The organism is Sphingomonas sp. PP-CE-1G-424, assembly GCF_004341085.1.
Lineage (GTDB): Bacteria > Pseudomonadota > Alphaproteobacteria > Sphingomonadales > Sphingomonadaceae > Sphingomonas.
Map to the genome: position 1 here is coordinate 219,792 of NZ_SLXW01000003.1, position 22,374 is coordinate 242,165.

18 protein-coding genes are annotated in these 22,374 nt (G+C 66.6%); 11 read left to right on the forward strand and 7 right to left on the reverse strand.

The features are described 5' to 3' along the window. Positions 1–72 precede the first annotated feature (72 nt). Complete coding sequence (locus C8J43_RS11235; protein ID WP_133030980.1) at positions 73–2,856, forward strand: TonB-dependent receptor; 2,784 nt, start codon at positions 73–75, stop codon at positions 2,854–2,856. A gap of 17 nt (positions 2,857–2,873) precedes the next feature. Beyond that, a complete protein-coding gene (locus C8J43_RS11240; protein WP_133030981.1) occupies positions 2,874–3,824 on the forward strand; it encodes a glycerophosphodiester phosphodiesterase family protein in 951 nt (316 codons plus the stop codon). On the opposite strand, the gene C8J43_RS11245 is transcribed toward C8J43_RS11240, so the two are convergent. Together C8J43_RS11245 and C8J43_RS11250 are read right to left on the reverse strand one after the other, a co-directional pair. After that, positions 3,806–4,579, reverse strand: a complete 774-nt coding sequence (locus C8J43_RS11245; protein WP_133030982.1) for a phytanoyl-CoA dioxygenase family protein — start codon at positions 4,577–4,579, stop codon at positions 3,806–3,808. The two genes, C8J43_RS11240 and C8J43_RS11245, sit on opposite strands and share 19 nt — an antisense overlap. A gap of 1 nt (position 4,580) precedes the next feature. Next, positions 4,581–5,342 carry a phosphocholine cytidylyltransferase family protein gene (locus C8J43_RS11250; protein WP_133030983.1) on the reverse strand — a complete coding sequence of 254 codons (762 nt, stop codon included), beginning with the start codon at positions 5,340–5,342 and terminating at the stop codon, positions 4,581–4,583. An 88-nt stretch (positions 5,343–5,430) separates the two neighbouring features. Between C8J43_RS11250 and aepX the strand changes: the two genes are divergently transcribed. Genes aepX through C8J43_RS11270 form a run of 4 tightly spaced genes read left to right on the forward strand, consistent with a single transcriptional unit; the run spans position 5,431 to position 10,239 of the window. After that, positions 5,431–7,062, forward strand: coding sequence for a phosphoenolpyruvate mutase (gene aepX, locus C8J43_RS11255; protein ID WP_133030984.1), 1,632 nt, complete (start codon positions 5,431–5,433; stop codon positions 7,060–7,062). Continuing rightward, the gene (aepY, locus tag C8J43_RS11260; protein WP_133030985.1) at positions 7,062–8,198 is read left to right on the forward strand and encodes a phosphonopyruvate decarboxylase; all 1,137 of its coding nucleotides are present in this window, start codon (positions 7,062–7,064) and stop codon (positions 8,196–8,198) included. Before aepX ends, aepY begins: the two co-directional genes overlap by 1 nt. After that, positions 8,195–9,154 carry a lysylphosphatidylglycerol synthase domain-containing protein gene (locus tag C8J43_RS11265; protein ID WP_165899610.1) on the forward strand — a complete coding sequence of 320 codons (960 nt, stop codon included), beginning with the start codon at positions 8,195–8,197 and terminating at the stop codon, positions 9,152–9,154. Before aepY ends, C8J43_RS11265 begins: the two co-directional genes overlap by 4 nt. Beyond that, positions 9,151–10,239 (forward strand): 2-aminoethylphosphonate--pyruvate transaminase, encoded by a 1,089-nt coding sequence (locus tag C8J43_RS11270; RefSeq protein ID WP_207893381.1) that lies wholly within the window; start codon positions 9,151–9,153, stop codon positions 10,237–10,239. Before C8J43_RS11265 ends, C8J43_RS11270 begins: the two co-directional genes overlap by 4 nt. On the opposite strand, the gene C8J43_RS11275 is transcribed toward C8J43_RS11270, so the two are convergent. Beyond that, positions 10,216–10,803, reverse strand: coding sequence for a CDP-alcohol phosphatidyltransferase family protein (locus C8J43_RS11275; protein ID WP_133030988.1), 588 nt, complete (start codon positions 10,801–10,803; stop codon positions 10,216–10,218). The genes C8J43_RS11270 and C8J43_RS11275 overlap by 24 nt on opposite strands. A 115-nt stretch (positions 10,804–10,918) precedes the next feature. Between C8J43_RS11275 and dxs the strand changes: the two genes are divergently transcribed. The 3 genes from dxs to C8J43_RS11290 are packed head-to-tail and all read left to right on the forward strand — an operon-like array spanning position 10,919 to position 15,853. Then, positions 10,919–12,835: a 1-deoxy-D-xylulose-5-phosphate synthase gene (gene dxs / locus C8J43_RS11280; protein ID WP_133030989.1), complete on the forward strand. Its 1,917-nt coding sequence runs from the start codon at positions 10,919–10,921 to the stop codon at positions 12,833–12,835. Further along, the gene (locus tag C8J43_RS11285) at positions 12,832–13,257 is read left to right on the forward strand and encodes a DUF2141 domain-containing protein (protein WP_133030990.1); all 426 of its coding nucleotides are present in this window, start codon (positions 12,832–12,834) and stop codon (positions 13,255–13,257) included. Before dxs ends, C8J43_RS11285 begins: the two co-directional genes overlap by 4 nt. Before the next feature lie 25 nt (positions 13,258–13,282). Then, positions 13,283–15,853, forward strand: a complete 2,571-nt coding sequence (locus C8J43_RS11290) for an MMPL family transporter (protein WP_133031424.1) — start codon at positions 13,283–13,285, stop codon at positions 15,851–15,853. Positions 15,854–15,865: 12 nt separating this feature from the next. On the opposite strand, the gene C8J43_RS11295 is transcribed toward C8J43_RS11290, so the two are convergent. Then, the gene (locus tag C8J43_RS11295) at positions 15,866–16,891 is read right to left on the reverse strand and encodes an MlaA family lipoprotein (protein WP_347812507.1); all 1,026 of its coding nucleotides are present in this window, start codon (positions 16,889–16,891) and stop codon (positions 15,866–15,868) included. Then, positions 16,888–17,502 (reverse strand): ABC transporter substrate-binding protein, encoded by a 615-nt coding sequence (locus C8J43_RS11300; protein ID WP_133030992.1) that lies wholly within the window; start codon positions 17,500–17,502, stop codon positions 16,888–16,890. The genes C8J43_RS11295 and C8J43_RS11300 overlap by 4 nt, the downstream gene beginning before the upstream one ends. Positions 17,503–17,710: 208 nt before the next feature. Between C8J43_RS11300 and ispH the strand changes: the two genes are divergently transcribed. After that, positions 17,711–18,724, forward strand: a complete 1,014-nt coding sequence (ispH, locus tag C8J43_RS11305) for a 4-hydroxy-3-methylbut-2-enyl diphosphate reductase (protein ID WP_082470739.1) — start codon at positions 17,711–17,713, stop codon at positions 18,722–18,724. Between the two features lie 8 nt (positions 18,725–18,732). Next, on the forward strand, positions 18,733–19,878 hold the full coding sequence (gene hpnH / locus C8J43_RS11310; protein WP_133030993.1) for an adenosyl-hopene transferase HpnH: 1,146 nt from the start codon (positions 18,733–18,735) through the stop codon (positions 19,876–19,878). Here hpnH and C8J43_RS11315 read toward each other — a convergent pair. Continuing rightward, a complete protein-coding gene (locus tag C8J43_RS11315) occupies positions 19,801–20,454 on the reverse strand; it encodes a phosphorylase (RefSeq protein ID WP_165899611.1) in 654 nt (217 codons plus the stop codon). The genes hpnH and C8J43_RS11315 overlap by 78 nt on opposite strands. Next, complete coding sequence (shc, locus tag C8J43_RS11320) at positions 20,451–22,370, reverse strand: squalene--hopene cyclase (RefSeq protein WP_243645542.1); 1,920 nt, start codon at positions 22,368–22,370, stop codon at positions 20,451–20,453. Before shc ends, C8J43_RS11315 begins: the two co-directional genes overlap by 4 nt. Positions 22,371–22,374: the final 4 nt, after the last annotated feature.

The following is a 22,374-nucleotide window of genomic DNA, read 5'->3' on the forward strand; positions in this document are numbered from 1 at the left end:
ACAACCACCGCCTAGCCGCGCCGTCATTGGGGGCGGGCAGTCGATGCCGGCCAGACGGGCGGGGATCATCGCATGGTTGGGTTTTCATTTCGGTTGCTGGCACTCGCCGGCGTGTCGTCGATCGCTATCGTCGGTCCGGTCGCGGCACAGCAGGCGAACGCCCCGTCGGCGACCGAGACGTCGGCGACTGAACCCGCGACCGCGCCGTCCGGGGATATCGTCGTCACCGGCATCCGGCGCGCCAACAACGTCGCGATCGAGGCCAAGCGCAACGCGACCAACATCATCGACGTGATCGGATCGAACGACGTCCGCGCGTTGCCGGACGCGACCATCGTCGAGGCGTTGCGGCGTATCCCTGGTCTGTCGGTCCTGCCTGCGACCGACAATGAGCATCCGCGCGACGAGGCCGCGACGCCGGTGATCCGCGGGCTCGGCCCCGCGTATAACAACGTGACGATCGATGGGTTGCAGCTCGCCTCGCCCGGCACGCCCAACGGAACGCTCGGCTCAATCTCGCGCGGGGTGCGTCTCGACATCCTGCCCGCGTCGATGATCAGCCAGTTGCAGGTCGTGAAGACCTTCACCGCCGATCTCGATCCGAACGCAGTCGGTGGCGCGATCAACATCGTGACGCGCAGCGCGTTCGAAGGGGGCGGCAAGCCGTTCGTTACGACCGAGGCGTCGCTCGGCCATGCGAACGATACCGGCCTGCCGCGCCACCAGCCCGATTTCGGCACGCGGCTCGGCGCGACCGTCAGCACGACGTTTGGCGCGAACCACCAGTACGGCGTCGTCCTGTCGGGCAATTACCAGACGCTCAGCAGCTACACCGACACGCACATGACGACCGATACGATCCACTATTCCTTCTACAATGCGGCAGGGCAGCTTCAGACCGGCGCCGGCCTCGGCAACGGCTTCGCGGTGCCGCAACAGGACAAATACTGGTACGTGATGGACAAGCGCGATCGCTACGGTCTGACCGGCAAGTTCGAGGTCCGGCCCACCGACACGCTCCAGGCCTATGCGTCGCTCGGCTATTATTACTTCAAGGACAAGATGGAGCGCAACGAGGTCCTGATCGACCCGCGCAACCGCGGCAACGTTCAGAACCAGACCGCGACCTCGGGCAATTATCCCGGCGGCGACGTCGAAGTGGGCTGGGAGAACGCCGACATCGTCACGCGGACGCGCGTCGCGCAAACTGGCCTGACGTGGCAGCCCGGCGATCGCCAGACGCTCTCGCTCAAGGGCAGCGCGTCGCGCGCGACCTATGACGAAGTGTTCCAGATGATCAAATACGCGACGGGCGTCGCACGGCCGGCGCCCGGCATCGCCGGGGCCACGCCGACCGCGACGCCGAACTTCGCGTTCGCCTACGACACCAGCCGCCTCGATCAGAAGTTCGCGGTCGATCCGGCCGCCTACAACAATTTGGCGAACTACAGCCTGCTCTATTACCGGCCGAACAATGAACGGCACGCCAGCGACACGGTGCTGACCGGCAGGCTCGATTACGGCTTCAATCAGGGCGCCGATGCGGACGGTCTCGGGTTCGCGGCAGGCGCGAGCTACACCGACGATCGGCCCAAGTTCAATCTCGACCGGATCGATCTGGAGCCCAACACGACAGGTCGGCCGATCGGCCTTGCGACCGCGGTCGGCCCCGGCGGCGCGCCGCTGAACTATTCGAATGGCCTGTACCTGCTGACGATCGATCCGGCCGCCGCGGTCCGCGACATCACCGCGCAACCCGGATCGATCCTCAACAGCACGGATCAGTCGAACTACAACAACCAGGACGATTTCCGCCACGTAGAGAAGATCGCGGGCGGCTATGCGCTCGCCAGCTACGTCTCGTCGGCGATCAACGCGCAGGCGGGCGTGCATCTCGATCACACCGACCAGTCGACCGTCGGACGGATCAAACGCAACGGCGTCTTCGTCGATCAGCCGACCAGGTCAAACTACACCTACCTGCTGCCCTCGGCGATCGCGACCTGGCACGCGACGCACGCGATCGACCTGCGCGCCGCGGCCAGCCAGACGATCGGCCGACCCAGCTATGACAGCTATGCCGCGCGCAGTTCGATCGGCTTCGTCAATGCGAGCGATCTCGGCAACGGCGCGGCGACCGGCGTCAACGTCACGATCGGCAATCCCGACATCAAGCCGCGGCGGTCGACCAATCTCGACCTCGCCACCGACTGGACACTGTCGAGCCGCTATGGCGGGATCGTCTCGCTCGCGGGGTTCTACAAGGACATCAAGGACGAGATCTTCAACGCGGCCTCGGTCGGCTACACCTATGAGGGGGTGAACTACGTCAACGCGGTCGTCACCAGGCCGACCAACGCGAGCAAGGCGAGCATCAAGGGGATCGAGGCGAGCGCGGTGCTGAATTCGCTCGAGTTCATCCACACGCTGCTGAGCGGCTTCGGCGTCAGCGCCAACGCGGCGTTGCTCCGCGGGCGGATCGACGTGTTGAGCAGCGCCGGCGTCGCGCGCAGCATCGACCGGCTCGTCGGCCAGCCCGACAGCACGCTCAACGCCAGCGTGTTCCATGCGAAACACGGCCTGGAACTGCGCGCGGCGTACAACCGGCAGGGCAGGGCGCTGCGCACGATCATCAACGATATCGCCTGGCAGGACCTGTACTGGGCGCCGCGCGAGCAGGTCGACCTGACCGCGACCTACACGCTGCGGAACGGCATCGCGGTGATCGGACAGGTCAGCAACCTGACTCATAGCCGCCTGACGAGCTTTGCGGGGCCGGACAAGAATTTGCTCAAGGACAGCTATTCCGTACCGACGACCTTCTGGCTCGGCCTCCGTTTCACGCCCAAATTCTGATCCCGGAAAGGTCTGCCATGACACGATCGCATCTCGGGGCGCTGGCCCTGCTTACGCTCGCCGCGCTGCCCGCGGTTTCTACCGCTGCTCCGGTGCAGCCGCGCAACGTACGGGAAATCCATGCCGCGCTGGCCGATCCGAACGGCCGCCTGCTGATCGCGGCGCATCGCGGGTGCCATAATCCGGCGCCCGGCCACGATTTGCCGAGCGCGCCGGAGAATTCGCTGACGGGTCTCGATCACTGCGTGGCGATGGGCATCGATATCATGGAGACCGACGTGCGCCGCACCCGCGACGGCTATCTGGTGATGATCCACGATGCGACGGTCGATCGGACGACCAACGGGACCGGCGCCGTCGATCATCTCACGCTCGCCGAGATCAAGGCGTTGCGACTGCGCGACAACGAAGGCGAGAAGGATGCGAGCCTCACCGATCAGCAGGTGCCGACGCTCGACGAGATACTGGCGCACGCCGGCAACCGGATCGTGCTGAACCTCGACATCAAGGACGCGATCTATGCCGAGGTGATCGAGGCCGTGGTCCGCTCGGGCGCGACCGACCGGGTGATCGTGAAGACCGTCGCGGGTGTCGGCAGCGCGCCGCTGGCCGCGATGGCGCCGTACGACCGTGTGCCGTTCATGCCGATCCTGTCCAGTGGGGAGGCCGCCGGAGCGGATCTTGCCGGGATCGTCACGCGCCAGGCCTCCGGCCGACGGCGTGCGATCGGCATCGAACTGCCGCGCATGCCCGCTGCCGCTCTGCCCGGCGTCGTCGCCGCTGCGCGCGCGGCCCACGAACGCATCTGGGTGAACACGCTTTGGGAGGGGTTCGTCGATGGCTATGGCGGCGACGTCGATGCACTGCGCGATCCCGACGCGGTATGGGGTCGCCTGCAACGCGCCGGCATCAGCATAATCCAGACCGACGAACCCGAAGCGCTGCGACGCTACACACGAAAAACGTAGTTTGCTCCCGGCAACCGTTCGATATCCGGCGGGAAGTTGGCGCGCTTGTCGTCGTAATATCGGCGGCGGTGATCGCCGTCCGACGCGGCGTTGTACGTCAGGTACAGGATGCGGCGCTGCGCGTCGGTCAGGTTGGGCTTCGACGCATGCGGCGCGTAGCTGTCGAAGAACAGCACGTCGCCGGGCTCGGTCGGGACCGGGATCAGATCGAACGCAGCCATCTGTTCGGGGCTGAGCGGCTGCCATTCCTCGCCGATCATCTGCGACAGACGCGGTGCGCTGGTCATCTCCAGACAGCCATTCTCGGTCGTCGCGCGGTCGATGCCGACCAGCGCGGTGACGAACATCGGCGCATAGGTCGTCCAGCCCGCCTGCTGGTCCTGATGCGGTTCGAACCCGGCGCCGCCAGCCTTCTTGAAGTTGATCTTTTCCTTGAACAGCACCGCCTGGCTGCCGAGTAGCTGCGCGACCGCCGCGGAAAGCCGTCCGTGACGGACGAGGTCATCGAACGCCGCGTGATAGGGACAGAAGTCCTCGATCCGCTGCATCACCCGTTCGCCAGGAGTGGTCAGGCTGTCTTCGTAATAGACCATGTGCCGACCGGGCATCTCGGGCAGGGCGACGAGTTCGTCGGTCCAGCGTGCGATCTCCGCGGCTTCATCGGCGCTGAACAGGCGGCGACGGGCAACCCAGCCGGTCTCGGCGAAATGCGTCAGGTCTTCTGCCGTCAGCGGATGCGGATCGTTCAGGGCCATGTCAGGCTGCCAGTTGCGGGAGGATCGCGTCGCGCGCCTTGGCGACGTCTTCAGGGAAATCGATCTCGGTCCAGGGAAGGTCCGTGACGTCGACGTAAGTGAACGCATCGGGCTCCGCGAGCATCAGGTCGCGGATCGCCTCTTCGTACTCGATGTCGGTGCGACCGGCCGCGACATAGCGGTCGCAGGCGTCGGCAAGCTTAGCCGCCATCGCCGCACCGAATTTGAAGAACCCGACCGATTCGCCGTGCCAGTCGTGCGCATGCTCGGGGCGCTTGCGGAAATCGACCATCGTCTCGCCCCGGAAGCAGACCTTCACGGGCTCGTCGCCCGGTTCGAGTTCGCGGTCGACAAGCAGCACCGCCTCGCCCGGCGCGGCGACCAGTCGCGCCAGCATCCGGGTATCGTAGAGCACGTCGCCGTCCATCAGCAGGACCGCCCGGCCCGCGCGCAAGCGGTCGCGCTGCACCCAGAGCGATACGAGACTGCCCTGTCGGTAGTCGGGGTTGAGCATGGTCCCCGCGCGGTCGCCGATCGCGTGCCGCAACGTCTCTGCCTCATGGCCGACGGTAATGACGAGATCGTCGACGCCCACCGCCGTCAGCGCCGCCAGATGGCGGTCGAGCAGCGAGCGGCCGTCGAAATCGAGCAGCACTTTCGGGCCGTCATGCGTCTCGCCCAGCCGTCGACCGACCCCGGCCGCGAGCATGATGGCGATCGGCGATGTTTCTGCGGCGGCGGCAGGGGGTTGGCTTGTTTGCATGGCCTGGCGTCTATAACGAGCCGGCTTGCCGGGGCCAAGCACATCGGGCCTGCCGCGACGCCTGCACGATCATCGAAAGCCCCATTTCATGAACGACCTGTCCGCCGATTTCACCACGCCGACTCCATCGCTGTCGCGAGCAGCGATGTTGCGGCACGCGATCGAACGTCCCGACCTCGCGTTCCTGATGGAGGCGCATAGCGGCCTGTCCGCCAAGATCGCCGAAGAGGCCGGGTTCGGCGGACTCTGGGCGTCGGGGCTCAGCATCTCTGCCAGCCTCGGCCTGCGCGACAGCAACGAGGCGTCGTGGACGCAGGTGCTCGACGTGCTGGAATACATGGCGGACGCCTGCGCGCTGCCGATCCTCGTCGACGGCGACACCGGCTACGGCAATTTCAACAATGTCCGGCGGCTGGTGCGCAAGCTCGGCGAACGCAACATCGCCGGCGTCTGCATCGAGGACAAGCTGTTCCCGAAGACCAATTCGTTCATCGGCGAGGATCAGCCGCTGGCCGAGATCGGGGAATTCTGCGGCCGCATCACCGCCGGCAAGGACAGCCAGACCAGCGACGATTTCGTCATCGTCGCGCGGATCGAGGCGTTGATCTCGAGCCGGCCGATGGAAGAGGCGCTGCGCCGGGCCGAGGCGTACCACGCGGCCGGGGCCGATGCGATCCTGATCCATTCGAAGAAGGCCGAGCCGACCGAGATCTTCGAATTCTGCCGGCGCTGGGGTAACCGCGCGCCGGTCGTGATCGTCCCGACCACCTATTATGCCACGCCGACCGACCTGTTCCGCGAGGCGGGCATCTCGACGGTGATCTGGGCGAACCACCTGATGCGCGCGTCGATCACGGCGATGCGCGAGACCGCGAGGACGATCCACGACGAACAGTCGCTGAGCAACGTCGAGGGCCGCGTGATCCCGGTCAAGGAGGTGTTCCGCCTGATGGGCAACGCCGAACTCGAGGAGGCGGAGCGGCGCTATCTGCCCGAGACGCCGCGTCCGCGCGCGATCGTCCTGGCGGCGTCGGGCGGCGATCTCGGCGAACTGACTCGCGACAAACCCAAATGCATGATCGACGTACGCGGCCAATCGCTGCTCGCGCGCCAGATCGCGACGTTCGCCGACAGTGGCATCCGCGACGTGACCGTGGTGCGCGGCTTTGCCAAGGACGCGGTGGCGGTGAAGGGCATCCGCACGGTCGACAACGATCGCTTCGCCGAGACCGGCGAGGCGTATTCGCTGGCGCAGGCGGATGCGGCGCTGACCGGCGAGCTGGTGGTGTCGTACGGCGACGTGCTGTTCCGCAACTACATTCTGGAGAGCCTGCTTTCGAGCAAGGCCGACGTGGTGCTCGCGGTCGACGCCGCGCAGCGCAAGGACACGCGCGTACGCGATCTGGTGCTCGCCGATCATCCCTTCTCGGGCGGTTATCTCGACGATGCGCCCGCGCACATGATCCGGATGGGCAGCGATCTGGCCGCGGACGCGAGCGGTGAATGGGTTGGCCTCGCGCGATTCAGCGCGACCGGCGCGACGTGGCTGCGCGAGGAGATCGCCGCGCTGTCCGCCGAGGGCTCGCTCGAAACCGCCGACCTGCCGCTGCTGCTTACCCGGATCGCCGCCAAGCACCCGGTGCGCGTCAAGTATTTCATGGGCCATTGGATGGACGTCAACACGCTCGCCGACGTCGCCGACGCACGCAACTTCACCTGATGATCACCGCGGACGCCTTCATGGCCGAGGCATCGGCCGCCGGGTTCGATTTCTACACCGGCGTACCGTGCAGCTATCTGACGCCGCTGATCAACGGCGTGCTGTCCAATCGCGCGCTTCGCTATGTCGGCGCGGCGAGCGAGGGCGAGGCGGTCGCGATCGCCGCGGGCGCGTGGCTTGCCGGGCGCCGCACGGTGGCGATGTGCCAGAACTCCGGGCTCGGCAACATGGTCAATCCGCTGACCTCGCTCAACGCACCCTTCCGAATTCCGACGCTGCTGGTGACGACGTGGCGCGGCCGGCCGGGCGAACCCGACGAACCGCAGCATGTCGTGATGGGTGAGATCACACAGGATCTGCTGAGCGTGATGGGGATCGAGCACCGAGCGTTCCCGAATGTCGACGCCGCGATCGTGCCGTCGTTGCGCGAGGCGGTCACTGCGATGGACGCCACGTCTCAGCCTTTCGCGTTCGTCATGGCGAAAGGCGACGTCGCCGATACCGCGCTCGATCAGCGCCCACGTGATCTGCCTGCGCGAGGACGACTTGCGGATTACGCGACCTGCGGCGCGCGACCGACCCGCGTCGCGGCACTCGAACGGTTCCTCTCGCTCACGGACGATTCGACCGCGGTGATCGCGACCACCGGCAAGTCGGGCCGCGAGCTGTTCACGCTCGCCGACCGCGAGCAGCATCTGTATCAGGTCGGATCGATGGGCGGCGCGGCCGGCATGGCGCTTGGCGTCGCGCTTAATACAGCGAAGCGCGTCGTCGTCATCGACGGCGACGGTGCGGCGCTGATGAAGCTTGGCACGCTGGCGACGATCGGCGCGGAGGCGCCAGCTAACCTGATCCACATCCTGCTCGACAACGGCGTACACGACTCGACCGGCGGGCAGGCGACGGTCTCGGCCTCGGTCGACTTCGCCGCGGTCGCGGTTGCCTGCGGCTATGGCTATGCCGCCTCGTGCGATGACCTTGACGGGTTCGAGCGGGCATGGGCCGAAGCCGCCACCGCCGGTCGTCCGTCGATGATCCACCTCCGCATCGCGCCAGGATCGATGGCGACGCTCGGTCGCCCGACCGTGACTCCAGAGGCCGTCGCGCGGCGTTTCAAGGCGTTCCTCGCGCGGTGAAGCGGTCCGCGATCCTGGCGGTCGTCATTGGATTGATCCTAGCGGTCACGCTGATCGCCACGAACGATTTCGCGCGGATCCTGGACGCGTTGCGGCAGGCGGGATGGGGGATTGCGCTCGTCGTGCTGCTCCACCTGCCACAGACGTTCGCATCGGCGATCGGCTGGCAGGAACTGCTCGACCGGCGCGCGCCTGTGTCGCGCTTGTATGTCCTGCGCTGGATCCGCGAGTCGGTGAACGCTTTGCTACCGGTGGCACAGATAGGCGGCGATCTTGTACGCGCACGGTTGTTGGCGCGACGCGGACCGCCGCTCGCACCATCACTGGCCTCGTCGATGGTCGATCTGTCGGTTGAGGGCGCGACTCAGGCGATCTTCACGATCCTGTGCGTCGCTCTGCTGATCGCCGGACCGCATGGCGGCGAGGCTATGACGCTCGCGATCGGCGTCACGGTGGCGAGCATCGCGATGGCCGTGGCGTTCGTTGTCGCGCAGCGCTTCGGCCTGTTCGCGCTGATCGAACGCGGCGTCGCCCGCTGGACCAAGGCAAGCGATCTCACCGGATTGAACGCCGCCGTGCTGGCGCTGTACCGGAGCCCCGCCAGACTGTCGCGTTCGGCGGGCTGGCACCTGCTGTCGTGGCTGCTCGGCGGGATCGAGACCTGGGCCGGGCTGCACGTCCTCGGGGTGCACGCGTCGCTGCGGGAGGCGCTGGTGATCGAGGGGCTGGGGCAGGCGGTGCGCGGCGTCGGCTTCCTCATTCCCGGCGCGCTCGGTGTGCAGGAGGGGGGATATCTGCTGATCTGCGCGATGTTCGGCATCCCTCCGCAGCAGGCGCTCGCGCTATCGTTGATCCGCCGTATCCGCGAGCTCGCGCTGGGCCTGCCGGGGCTGGTCGTATGGCACCGAATGGAAGCGCGACCGCCGGTCGGCAGCCTGCAGGAAGGACTATCGTGACGCCTCTATTGTTGACGCCCGGTCCGCTGACCACCGATCCCGCCGTGCGCCGGGCCATGCTCGACGACTGGGGCTCGCGCGATCCGGCGTTCATCGCGCTCACAGCGGAACTGCGGCGGCGGTTGCTCGACGTCGCGAACGCTGCGGCGACCCATGTCGCGGTGCCGATCCAGGGTAGTGGTACCTATGCGCTGGAGGCGGCGGCCGGCACGTTGCTCGGCGCGGACGACCGCCTGCTGGTGCTGATCAACGGTGCCTATGGCGAGCGTATGGCGGCGATCGCGACACGATTGGGGCGTGCCGTCGAGACGCTGCGCTGGGACGAGAACGAACCGGTCGACGCGACGGTCGTCGCGGCGCGGCTGGCGGCGGACCCGGCGATCACGCACGTCGCGCTCGTCCATGTCGAGACGACGACCGGGCTGCTCAATCCGCTTGAAGAGGTCGCTCGGGTGGTGGCCGACGCCGGTCGCTTGCTGATCGTCGATGCGATGGCAAGCTTCGGTGCGTTGTCGATCGACCTGTCCACGCTGCCGGTCGCCGCGATCCTCGCTTCCAGCAACAAGTGCCTCGAGGGGACGCCGGGCCTCGGCTTCGCGCTGGTCGACCGCGCGGTGCTGGAGCAGTGCGCCGGACAGAGCGCTTCGATGAGCCTCGACCTTCACGCACAGTGGCGTGGGTTCGAAACGAATGGTCAGTGGCGCTTCACCCCGCCGGTGCAGGTCGTCGCGGCCCTCGTCGAAGCGCTCCGGCGGCTGGAGTCGGAGGGTGGCAGCACCGCCCGGCTTGCGCGCTATACGGGCAACCTCGCGACGCTGTTGCGCGGCACCGATGCCGTGGGCCTCGATCTGTATCTCGATCGATCGTTGCAGGCACCGATCATCGCCACGTTCCGATCGCCCGATCGCTTCGATTTCACGACCTTCTACGACGCGCTCGCCGAAGCCGGGTTCGTGATTTACCCGGGCAAGCTGACCAAAGCGGAGTCGTTCCGGATCGGCTGCATCGGCGCGGTCGGTCCGACGGATTTCGACCGGTTGGTGATCGCGATGCGCCCCGCGCTAGCCGCGGCGACGCAGGGTTAGCAGCGCGAGGACGATCGCCGCGCTGGGCGTGATGACCGCTGCGGCGATCGTCATGGGCCAGGCGAGGCCGAGCCAGATCAGCACCGGCACCAGGATCATCGCGTCGTCGGGATCGACGGTGAAGCCCGCCGAGAGCTCATAGCCGCGGACGTCGGCGAAGTTCAGGACATTGAGTTCGGCGAACAGCGTGCCGATGCCGACGCCTGCGAGGACACCGAGCCAGAGCGCGGCCGTGCCGTGCGTGGCGGCCAACCCTATCCCCAGCCCGACGAACGTGGCGACGCTGGCGATGCAGTCGCTGGCGAGATCGTAGCGATAGCCCCACACGCTCATCTGTCCGGTCTGCCGCGCGAGTTCGCCATCGGCGCGATCGAGCAGCATCGATACGACGAACACGACCCCGCCGATCGCCATCCAGCCATAGGTCCCGCCCGCAAGACACGCGGCGGCGGCGATGCCCGACACCAGTCTCACCGTCGTGATCTGGTTGGGCGTGATCGCGGTTCGCGCGGCGATCCGGACGGCAGGCCGAACGATGCGGTGGATGATCGTATTGTGGCTCACGCGGCAGCTCCGGATCGGCGAGATAGGCGGATGTCACGGCGCGGCGGTGGCTTGCAAGGCCGACATCGCCGAAACATCGCTTTGTATTCGCGAAACCGGTGGATTAGAACCGACCATGGCTTCTTCTGCGACCCCGCTGCTCGATACCGTTTCGACACCCACCGACCTCCGCAAGTTGCACCCGGACCAGCTCCGCCAGCTCGCCGACGAACTGCGTACGGAGACGATTTCCGCGGTCGGCACCACTGGCGGGCATCTCGGTTCCGGGCTCGGCGTGGTCGAGCTGACCACCGCGATCCACTATGTCTTCGACACCCCGCGCGACCGATTGGTGTGGGACGTTGGTCACCAATGCTATCCTCACAAGATCCTCACCGGACGCCGCGACCGGATTCGCACGCTCCGCCAGGGCGGGGGGCTCAGTGGCTTCACCAAGCGCAGCGAGAGCGAATACGACCCGTTTGGCGCGGCGCATTCGTCGACCTCGATCTCGGCGGCGCTGGGCTTTGCTATCGCCAACAAGATCACCGGCACGCCCGGCAAGGGCATCGCGGTGATCGGCGACGGCGCGATGTCCGCGGGCATGGCGTACGAGGCGATGAACAACGCCGCGCAGGCGGGCAACCGCCTGGTCGTGATCCTCAACGACAATGACATGTCGATCGCCCCGCCGGTCGGTGGTCTCTCGGCCTATCTCAGCCGTATCGTGTCCAGTCGCGAGTTCCTGGGTTTTCGCGATCTGGCGCGCAAACTCGCCAAGCGGTTGCCAAAGCCGATCGCGGACGGGATCCGCAAGACCGATGAACTCGCGCGCGGCATGACGATGGGTGGCACGCTGTTCGAGGAACTCGGCTTCTACTATGTCGGCCCGATCGACGGGCACAATCTCGAACACCTGATTCCGGTGCTAGAGAATGTCCGCGATGCCGAGGAAGGCCCGATCCTCGTCCACGTCGTCACCAAGAAGGGCAAGGGCTATGCCCCCGCCGAGGCCGCTGCGGACAAATACCACGGCGTCCAGAAGTTCGACGTGATCTCGGGCGTCCAGACTAAGGCGCCGCCGGGACCGCCACAATACCAGAACGTGTTCGGCGCGCAGCTCGTCGCCGAGGCCGCGAACGATCCGCGGATCTGCGCGATCACCGCGGCGATGCCGTCGGGCACCGGACTCGACGCGTTCGCCAAGGCGTATCCCGACCGATTCTTCGACGTCGGCATCGCCGAACAGCACGGCGTAACCTTCGCGGCAGGCCTCGCCGCGCAAGGCATGCGCCCGTTCTGCGCGATCTACTCGACGTTCCTCCAACGCGCATATGATCAGGTCGTCCACGACGTCGCGATTCAGAACCTGCCGGTCCGCTTCGCGATCGATCGCGCGGGTCTCGTCGGTGCCGACGGCGCGACTCATGCGGGCTCGTTCGATGTCACGTACCTTGCCACGCTACCGAACTTCGTCGTGATGGCGGCGGCGGATGAGGCCGAACTCGTCCACATGACGCACACTGCGGCGCAGTACGACACCGGCCCGATCGCTGTGCGCTATCCGCGCGGCAACGGCACCGGCGTCGCGCTGCCCGAGACTCCCGAGCTGCTGGAGATCGGCAAGGGTCGCGTCGTGCGCGAGGGCAAGACCGTCGCGATCCTGTCGCTCGGCACGCGTCTCGAGGAAGCGCTGAAGGCCGCCGAGGTTCTCGAAGCCAAGGGGTTAAGCACGACGGTAGCGGATCTGCGCTTCGCCAAGCCGCTCGACGTCGATCTGATTCGGAAACTGCTCACCACGCACGAAGTCGCGGTGACGATCGAGGAGAACTCGGTCGGCGGCTTCGGCGCACACGTCCTCACGATGGCGTCGGACGAGGGTTTGCTGGACGGCGGTCTGACCGTGCGCACGCTGCGTCTGCCCGATGTCTTCCAGGATCAGGACAAGCCGGAACGCCAGTATGCACAGGCCGGGCTCGACGCGACGGCGTTGGTCGACACCGTGTTGAAAGCCCTCAGGCATAATATCGCGGCTGCGGGCGTGTCCGCGTGAAGCGCGTCGCTGCGTTTGTATTGCTCATCCTGCTGGCAGGCGCTGCGCCGCCACCGGAGGGAGTCCTGACGGTGCACGTCAGCAATGTGCGCAACGCCAAGGGGCGCGTGCATGTCGACGTCTGCCCGCAAGCGAAGTTCCTGAAGGAGGATTGCCCGTGGTCGGGTGTGGCACCCGCGCAGGCGGGTATGACGACCGTGACGGTCCGCGGCCTGCCCGCCGGCACATACGCGGTGCAGGCGTTCCACGACGCGAACGCCAACGGCAAGGTCGACCGCGCGCTGTTCGGCATCCCCAAGGAAGGCGTCGGCTTCTCCAACGATGCGCCGATCCGGATGGCGCCGCCGAAATGGTCCGCTGCCGTCTTCGCGTTCGATGGGCGCGCGCAGACGATCGCGCTGAAACTGCGGTACTTCCTCTGACGTGACGATATCCTCGACCCTGCGGATGCTGGTCCCGCGCCTCGTGTCGATCAGTATCCGCCGGCCCTGGCTGACGACTGCGCTCGGCCTGCTCACCGCGTTGCTCGCGCTGCTGTTCACCGCCACGCACTTCACGATGACGACGGATACCGGCGCGCTGATCTCGCCCGATGTCGACTGGCGGCGTCAGGAGCGCGCGATGAAGGACGCGTTCCCGCAGTTGCGCGACGCGATGCTGATCGTCGTCGATGGTCGGACGCCCGAACTCGCCGAGGATGGCGCGGCTCGGCTGTCGATGCGGCTGGCGGAGGACCCGCGGCATTTCCAGTTGGTGCGCCGACCCGATGGCGGCGACTTCTTCGCGCGCGAAGGCCTTTTGTTCGGCTCCCCCGACGACGTCCGCAAGGCGACCGCGGCGCTGATCGCGGCGCAACCGATGCTGGGGCCGCTTGCTGCAGATCCGTCGCTGCACGGTGTCGCAGGCGCGTTGTCGACGATGCTCGACGGGGTGGCGGCCGGCTCGGCGACGCTGGCGCAGATCGATCCGCCGATGCGCGCGCTCGCGCAGGCGACCGATCGCGTCCTCGCGGGCAAGCCGGCGTTCTTCTCCTGGCAGACGCTGTTCGCGGACGGCAGTTCAGCGCTCGCCGCACCGACCCGTCGGCTGATCCTGGTCAGGCCGGTGCTCGACTACGGCTCTCTGACCCCCGGCAAGGAGGCCGCCCGTGCCGTCGCCGCAGCCTCCGGCGCATTGCGGCTCGATGCAGCGCACGGCGTCGACGTCCGCCTGACCGGCGAGGTACCGCTGGCAGACGAGGAGTTCGCGACGCTGGAGGAGAATATCGGCGTCGTCGGGCTGGTGATGCTGGCGGCGATGCTGGTGACGCTCTGGCTCGCGACCCGTTCGGTTCGGCTGGTCGCCGCGATCGTCGCGACGATCGTCGTCGGTCTGGTCGTCACCACCGCGGTCGGGATGGCGGTGGTCGGTCGCCTGAACTTGATCTCGGTCGCGTTCATCCCGTTGTTCGTCGGTCTCGGCGTCGACTTCGGGATCCAGCTTTGCGTGCGGTTCAACGCCGAGCGGGTCGACGGCGCCAGTCCCGCGGACGCTCTGCGCGGCGCGGCGACCGCGCTCGGCGCGCCACTGCTGCTCGCGGCGGGCGCGGTCTTCCTCGGTTTCGGTGCGTTCCTGCCGACTGCGTATATCGGGGTCGCCGAGCTGGGCGTGATCGCCGGGCTTGGCATGGTGATCGCGCTGGCGTTCAGCGTGACGTTGCTCCCCGCGCTGGTGCTGCTCCTGCGGCCGGGAGCGCCGACCCGCGAGGTCGGGTTCGCCTGGGCTGCACCGATCGACCGCGCGCTCGAAACGCGGCGGCGGACGATATTATGGGCGTTCGGTGCCGCGATGCTGGCCAGTATCGCGCTGCTCCCGTTCGTCACGTTCGACTTCAATCCGCTCCATCTGCGCGATCCGAACGGTCCGGCGATGCGCACGCTCGCCGATCTGACGCGAGATCCGACGCGGACGCCCAACACGATCGATATCCTCGCCCCGGATCATGCCCGCGTGGTCGCACTGACCCGGGAGCTGAGCCGCCTTCCCGAAGTGAAACAGGTCATCTCGATCGACAGCTTCGTACCCGCCGACCAGCCGGTGAAGCTGGCGGCGATCGGCGATGCCAACGTCCTGCTCGACCTCACGCTCAACCCGTTCGATGTCGCCCCCCGCACCGATGATGCCGCGCGCGTCGCTGCGTTACGGGCCGTGACCGCCAAGCTGCGCCAGGCTGGCGATCGTTCGGGGCTGGCCGATGCGTTCGATCGGCTTGCCGCCGCGCAGCCCACGGCACGCAACCGGGTGGACGACATGTTGTCGCAACCGCTCGCGGTCATGCTCGATCAGGCGCGTGCGGCGTTGCAGGCACAGGGCGTGACGCGCGCGACGCTCCCACCGGCGCTGGTCCGCGACTGGCAGGCCCCGACCGGCCAGTACCGGGTTTCGGTGTTCCCGTCCGGCAATGCCAACGACAACCGCGTGATGGAGCGGTTCCGCACGGCCGTGACTGCGATCGCTCCCAACGCATCGGGGCTGCCGGTCGCGACCCAGGCGGCCGCGTTCACGATCGCCGGCGCGTTTGTGCAGGCCGGCGTGATCGCCCTCGTGCTGGTCAGCCTGCTGTTGTTCGCCGTGCTGCGCGACGCGAAGGAGGTGGCGTTCACGCTGGCGCCGGTGGTGCTGTCGATCTTCCTGACGCTCGGCACCTGCGTCGTGATCGGCCAGCCGATCAACTTCGCCAACATCATCGCCTTCCCGTTGCTGTTCGGCGTCGGCGTCGCGTTTCACATCTATTTCGTGATGGCATGGCGCGGCGGCGCGACCGATCTGCTGCAATCGAGCCTTGCGCGCGCGATCGTGTTCAGCGCGCTCGCCACCGGCACCGCGTTCGGCAGCCTGTGGCTGTCGCACCATCCGGGTACCGCCAGCATGGGCAAGATCCTGATGATCTCGCTCGCCTGGACGCTCGTCTGCGCGTTGATCTTTGAACCCGCCTTGCTGGGCCCGCCCCGCAAGGGGGAGGATTTCAAGGCTCCGTAATCTTGACGGAGGTCAGGGTAATGGCGTTGAGGACGGGTTCGGTGTTCGGGGATTCGCCTGAGACGCGGCTGGGTCGGTCAGCGGATCAGCAAGCTCTGGGGCAGATTCACGTTCAGATGGCGCTGGCGTCGCCGTCGCCGTCGGCAAAGAAATTGCCGCAGGATCGGCCAATGGGTCCGAAAGTTCGGGAGCATCCGACGCTGGTGCCGTAGCGCCACTCGCCGGATCTGCCAGCGGGTCGTCCAGTTCGCCACCGGCTGCCTTCGCTCTGGTTCCCCGTAAGCGCTGGATCTCGGCTACCCGATTTTGCAGGTACACCGATCGCAGCGTCGCATACGGATCGACCGCACCGGCGAATAATGCACGCAGATCGTCGTCCGCCTCCGCCCGCGTGTCCAGCCCGGTCAGGACAGCGCGCGGCGCCTGGTATTCGAGCCGGTCGAACGGCGATCCGACCGCCAGCGGCAGCACCAGTCCGTCAGCCTGTCCGCCGAGCAGATCGCGCAATGTCGACGGCCCGACAAACGGCAGGAATATATAGGGCCCCGGCTTCACACCGTAGAGGGCCAGCGTATTGCCGAACCCGTTGGGTCGGTGTGGTAGCTTGATCGCCGGCAGCTTGGCGACGTCGACCAGCCCGCCGATCCCGAGCGTCGAATTGAACATGAAGCGGCCCAACGTCTCGGCGGCCTTGCCGGGCTTTAGCTGCAGCAGATAGTTCAGGAAGACGATCGGCTCGCCCAGATTGCTGAAGACGTTGCGGATACCCGATCGCACCGGTTTGGGCACGACATGCTTGTATCCCATCGCCGCGGGACGGAAGAACCGCCGATCGAAGCCCTGCTGCGTAGCGAACATGCGACGATTGAAACCCTCAAGCGAATCCCCGCGCGCATGGCGGGGACGGCCGTGCGGTGTGGCGGCTGGGGGCGAAGCGGCGGGCGCCTCGCCCACCTGCGCTGACGGAGGCGCAGGTGGGGGGAGGGGCGCTGCCTGCGAAACCCCGGCCAGCAGCAATGCCGCGATCGCTGGACTCACCTGGCGCTCTTCGCCGCGAGCTCGTCAAGATGGGTCACCAGCGCCTTGGCGCCGCCGCTCTGAAGGACGCTGGCGAAATCGGCACGGCGCGTCGCAAGCTGGCTGATCGAATTGCGGTAGAAGACGTCGATGATCTTCCAGCTGCCGCCGCTTTGGCGCAGGCGATAGGACAGGGCGGTCGGGCTACCGGACTTGCTCGACAGCGTCGTGCGGACGAGGCGGTCGCCACCGCGCGTGTCGACCTTGGGATCTATCGTGAAGGCCTGCCCGGACCAGCTGTCGAAGTTCTTGGCATATTGCGCGATCGTCATGCGGCGGAAGGCCGCGACGAGCGCGCTCTGATCCGCTGCGCTGGCCGTGGTCCAGCCCGCGCCGACCGAAAGCCGCGTCATCAACGGCAGGTCGAAGCTGCGATCGATGACCGGGCCGATCGCAGCGGCGCGGGCGGCCGCCGACTTGCCGCTCTTCATGATGCCAAGCAGGCCGTCGTCGAGCGCCTTGACCGGCGCCTGAGCCGGATCGCCCGCCTGCGCCGATACCGGTGCAACGGCAACCAGCGACGAAGGCAGCAGAACGGCCGAGGACAGCAGGATCTGGAGCAGGGATCGCATGCGGGTTTCTCCGAAAAACTGATTGTATCGTCGCATACCGACAGGCGCGTGCCAGGTCCAGAAAGCGAATAGGCGGCGGGATTTGAAAGCTGCTGGGGCCGAGCCGAAGTTTTGACCTTTCGCCATGGGGGCGCAATGGTTACCTATGGCGCGACATCCAGAGGCGGTTCGAAATCGGACGCCATGCCTCGGTGATGACGGAAAGGACATGGCGGTCTTGCAAACCACCGATGGGAACATCGATCGTTCCCCCGCTACAGTGACGACACCGCTTCAGGTGATCCTCGCGCAACCTCGTGGTTTTTGTGCCGGCGTGGTTCGCGCGATCGACATCGTCGAAAAGGCGATCGAGCGCTACTCTGCGCCCGTCTATGTCCGACATGAGATCGTCCACAACCGGCACGTCGTCGACAAGCTGCGGCGCAAGGGTGCGGTGTTCGTCGAGGACCTGACCGAGATCCCTCCCGGTGCGGTGACGATCTTCAGTGCACACGGTGTCGCGCGAAGCGTGCAAGAGGAGGCGCGGCTGCGGGAACTCCCCGTACTCGACGCGACCTGCCCGCTGGTCACGAAGGTCCATATCCAGGGACGTCGCTATGCGAAGTCGGGGCGCACGATTGTGCTGATCGGTCATGCCGGCCATGTCGAGGTGATCGGCACGATGGGGCAGGTCGATGCGCCGATGCATCTGGTCTCGACCCCTGAAGAGGTCGAGGCGTTGTCGATCCCGGTCGACACGCCGATCGCCTACGTCACGCAGACCACGCTGAGCGTCGACGACACCCGCGGCGTCATCATGGCGCTGCATGCGCGGTTCGCTGATGTTGAGGGGCCGGACGTGTCCGAGATCTGCTATGCTACGCAGAACCGCCAGACCGCGGTACGTGATTTGGCGCGCGTCAGCGATCTGCTGATCGTCGTCGGCGCTGCCAACAGCTCGAATTCGAACCGCTTGCGAGAGATCGGTGCCGAGATGGGCATACCGAGCTATCTGGTCGATGACGGCGATGGGGTCGATCCGGCCTGGCTCGACGGCGTCGCCGCAGTCGGTATCACGGCGGGGGCATCGGCACCCGACGAACTGGTCGATTCGGTGATCGCCGCGTTGCGACTGTTGCGACCCGTGCGCGTTTCACAACTCGACGGCGTGGAGGAGAATGTCGAATTCAGCCTTCCTGCCGAACTCAGAATGCCCCGCGCCACCGCCGCGGCGGCCGAATAGGAACGAGCATGAGCCTTCCCCTCAGCCAGATCGCGCGCATCGGCGCCTACACCGTCAAACAGCATATCAAGGGCGGCAAATATCCGCTCGTCCTGATGCTCGAGCCGCTGCTTCGCTGTAACCTGGCGTGCGCAGGCTGCGGCAAGATCGACTATCCCGACGCGATCCTCAACCAGCGGTTGAGCTATGACGAGTGCATGGCGGCGATCGACGATTGCGGCGCGCCGGCAGTCTCAATCGCCGGCGGCGAGCCGCTGCTGCACCGCGACATGCCGAAGATCGTCAAGGGGTACATCGATCGGAAGAAGTTCGTCATCCTGTGCACCAACGCGCTGCTGATGAAGAAGAAGATCAACGATTATACGCCGTCGCCGTTCTTCACCTGGTCAATCCATCTTGATGGCGATCAGGCCGCACACGACAAGTCGGTCTGCCAGGACGGCGTGTACGACGTCGCCAAGGATGCGATCGCACTCGCGAAGGCAAAGGGCTTCCGCGTCCAGGTCAACTGCACCGTGTTCGACGGTGCCGATCCGGCACGCACCGCGGCGTTCTTCGACGATATGGAAGCAAACGGCGTCGAGATCACGATTTCGCCGGGCTATGCCTATGAGCGCGCACCCGACCAGGCGCATTTCCTCAACCGCGAGCGGACCAAGAATTTCTTCCGCGACGTATTTTCGCGTGGCAATGGCGGCAAGGCGTGGACCTTCACCAACTCGCCGCTGTTCCTCGACTTCCTCGCGGGCAACCAGACCTATGAATGCACGCCCTGGTCGATGCCGCTGCGCACCGTCTTCGGCTGGCAGAAACCGTGCTACCTCGTCGGCGAAGGCTATGTGGCGACGTTCGCCGAGTTGATGGAAGGCACCGACTGGGACGAATACGGCGTCGGCAAATATGAGAAGTGCGCCGACTGCATGGTCCATTGCGGCTTCGAAGGCACGGCGGCGACCGATGCGATCCGTCATCCGCTCAAGCTCATGAAGGTGGCGATGAAGGGCGTTCGGACCGACGGACCGATGAAGCCCGATATCGACCTGTCGCACCAGCGTCCCGCTGCCGAGACCTATGCGTCACAGGTCGAGCGTGAACTCGCGCGGATCAAGGAAGCCGATCCCGTGGGTTTCAAGCGCGCGCAACGCGCTGCTTAACGCTCGGAACGCCCGCTCCGCGTCGATTCCGGTGCGGATCAGCGCGGGGAGTTGGGCAGGATGCCGCGCGAGTGATTTCAGCACCGCGCCCAGGGCCATCCCGCCGTCCGGTCGCATGCCGACGAGCGCGGCGGGCGGCAGGGTCCGCCGCGCATCGTCGGACACCACGCGGATCGCCGCGAACGGCAGTCCCCGGTGCATCGCCACGCGCGCGGCGACATGCGACTCCATGTCTACGGCCAGCGCACCGGTAGCGAGATGAAGGCTGTGTTTGGCGTCGCTTGTAGCTGCGGGACTGTCCTGTCCAACGATCGCGCCGGTACGAGCGTGGGGAAGCTCGGCTCGCAGCCACGCGTTCAGACCCGCAGCGTGGGCATCGATCACCACATCGCCGATGTCGAGATCGGCTGCCAACGCGCCGCATAGCCCGATCGACAGGATCGCGTTGGCCTCTCCACAGCGCCGTTCGAGCGCGTCTCCCAGCCGCTCGGCATCGCCGCCGCCGATCACCGGGACCAGCCCCGCCTTTTCGATTAGCTGCGCCTCGCGCTGCAGGCCGCACGCGACAAGGATCACATCCCGTACCCGACGGCGCGCGTGTTCGAGCGCTTTAGATTGCGATACCGCGCCATCGCCCAGAGCGGGAAATACTTTGGATAGCCGTGGTAGCGCAGGTAGAACACGCGTGGAAACCCGCCCCCGGTATAGTGTTCCTGGCCCCACAGACCGTCGGCATCTTGCTGCGCCGAGAGCCAGTTGATCCCCCGCTCGACCGCATCGCCGTCAACGCTACCCGCCGCCATCAGCCCAAGCAGCGCCCAGGCGGTCTGCGATGCGGTCGACGGTGCGGGCGTGTAGCCGGCGTAATCGAGCGCATAGCTGTCGCAATCCTCGCCCCAGCCGCCATCGGCATTCTGGATGCGCTCAAGCCAGTCGACCGCCTTGGCGACCATCTGGTGCTCGGCTGTAAACCCTGCCGCATTCAGCGCGCACAGCACCGACCAGGTGCCGTAGATGTAGTTGACGCCCCAGCGCCCGAACCAGCTGCCGTCCGCCATCTGCTCGCGCTCCAGATAGGCGAGCGCGCTGGCCATGCGGGGCCCGTCGCGTTGGCCGAGCTGCGCGAGCATCGACACGACGCGCGCGCTGACGTCCGCGGTCGGCGGGTCGAGCAATGCGCCATGATCGGAGAAGGGCAGGTTGTTCAGATAGTCGTAGCTGTTGTCCGCATCGAACGCGCCCCAGCCGCCGTTGCGGCTTTGCAGCCCGACGGTCCATTCGACGCCGCGTTCGATCGCGGTAGCGTACGCTGCCCCGGCCTGCGCGCGATCCATCGCCATCACGACCACGGCGGTATCGTCGAGATCGGGATAATGATCGTTGTTGTACTGGAACGCCCAGCCGCCGGGCCGCACGTCGGGCTTCTCGTCCGCCCAGTCGCCCTTCACGTCGAGCACCTGCCGCGGCTTCAACCAGGCAAGCGCCTTCGCGGCCAGGTCGTCGCAGCCCGCTTCCATCATCGCGTGTGCCGCGAGCGCGGTGTCCCACACCGGCGAGACGCAGGGCTGGCAATACGCCTCGTCCTCGCCGACGATGAGCAAATTCTCGATCGACTGCCGCGCGATCGCCCGCGCCGGATGATCCGCCGCATAGCCGAGTGCGTCGAACATCATCACGCTGTTCGCCATCGCCGGATAGATCGCGCCGAGCCCGTCCTCGCCGTTCAACCGCTCGGTGACGAACGCTGTGCAAGCTTCGATCGCGCGCCGGCGCATCCGCTTGGGCCAGAGCCGGTCGCCGACCTTCAGCACCCGGTCGAGCGCGCCGAAGCCGGCCGTCCACAGCCACTTCGTATCTGCAGCCTTCGACCCGGGCCGAACCGCAGCGCCGGTGTAAAGTTCGTCGATCTTCACCCCCAGCGGATTGCGGGCGACCGGCTTCAGCGCGGCCAGCACGAGCAACGGCACGACGACGGTGCGCGCCCAGTACGACATCTTGGACAAGTGGACCGGGAACCAGCGCGGCGTCAGGATCAGTTCGGGCGGCATTATCGGCACGGTCGCCCACGGCCCCGCGGCGAAAAGCGCAAGCTGGATTCGCGTAAAGACGTTGCTCGCCGCCGCACCGCCCGCAGCCAGGATCGCGGTTCGTGCGCGCACCATATGTGGCGCATCGGTCGTGTCGCCGATCATTTTTAACGCATAATAAGCCTTCACACTTGCGCTGACATCGAACGCGCCGTCGTGGAACAGGCCCCAGCCACCATGCGCCTCGGATTGGATGCGGCGGAGGTAGCGTCCGATCTTCGCTTCCAGATCCGCAGCGACGGGCTCGCCGAGATAATGCCGCAACAGGACGTATTCGGCCGGGATCGTCGCGTCGGCCTCGAGTTCGAACACCCAGTGCCCGTCGTCGCGCTGCTGCGCGGCCAATGCGGCGGTAGCGCGGTCGACCGCGACTTCAACCGCGGCAAGCGAAGGGGGGGCGTGCATAGGA

Bases quoted from the DNA above. Each gene is read 5' to 3' on its own strand.
- ispH (WP_082470739.1), top strand. From the start codon at position 17,711: ATGGCGGTCTTGCAAACCACCGATGGGAACATCGATCGTTCCCCCGCT.
- C8J43_RS11235 (WP_133030980.1), top strand. From the start codon at position 73: ATGGTTGGGTTTTCATTTCGGTTGCTGGCACTCGCCGGCGTGTCGTCG.
- C8J43_RS11240 (WP_133030981.1), top strand. From the start codon at position 2,874: ATGACACGATCGCATCTCGGGGCGCTGGCCCTGCTTACGCTCGCCGCG.
- aepY (WP_133030985.1), top strand. From the start codon at position 7,062: ATGATCACCGCGGACGCCTTCATGGCCGAGGCATCGGCCGCCGGGTTC.
- aepX (WP_133030984.1), top strand. From the start codon at position 5,431: ATGAACGACCTGTCCGCCGATTTCACCACGCCGACTCCATCGCTGTCG.
- shc (WP_243645542.1), bottom strand. From the start codon at position 22,370: ATGCACGCCCCCCCTTCGCTTGCCGCGGTTGAAGTCGCGGTCGACCGC.
- dxs (WP_133030989.1), top strand. From the start codon at position 10,919: ATGGCTTCTTCTGCGACCCCGCTGCTCGATACCGTTTCGACACCCACC.
- C8J43_RS11290 (WP_133031424.1), top strand. From the start codon at position 13,283: ATGCTGGTCCCGCGCCTCGTGTCGATCAGTATCCGCCGGCCCTGGCTG.
- C8J43_RS11300 (WP_133030992.1), bottom strand. From the start codon at position 17,502: ATGCGATCCCTGCTCCAGATCCTGCTGTCCTCGGCCGTTCTGCTGCCT.
- hpnH (WP_133030993.1), top strand. From the start codon at position 18,733: ATGAGCCTTCCCCTCAGCCAGATCGCGCGCATCGGCGCCTACACCGTC.
- C8J43_RS11245 (WP_133030982.1), bottom strand. From the start codon at position 4,579: ATGGCCCTGAACGATCCGCATCCGCTGACGGCAGAAGACCTGACGCAT.
- C8J43_RS11250 (WP_133030983.1), bottom strand. From the start codon at position 5,342: ATGCAAACAAGCCAACCCCCTGCCGCCGCCGCAGAAACATCGCCGATC.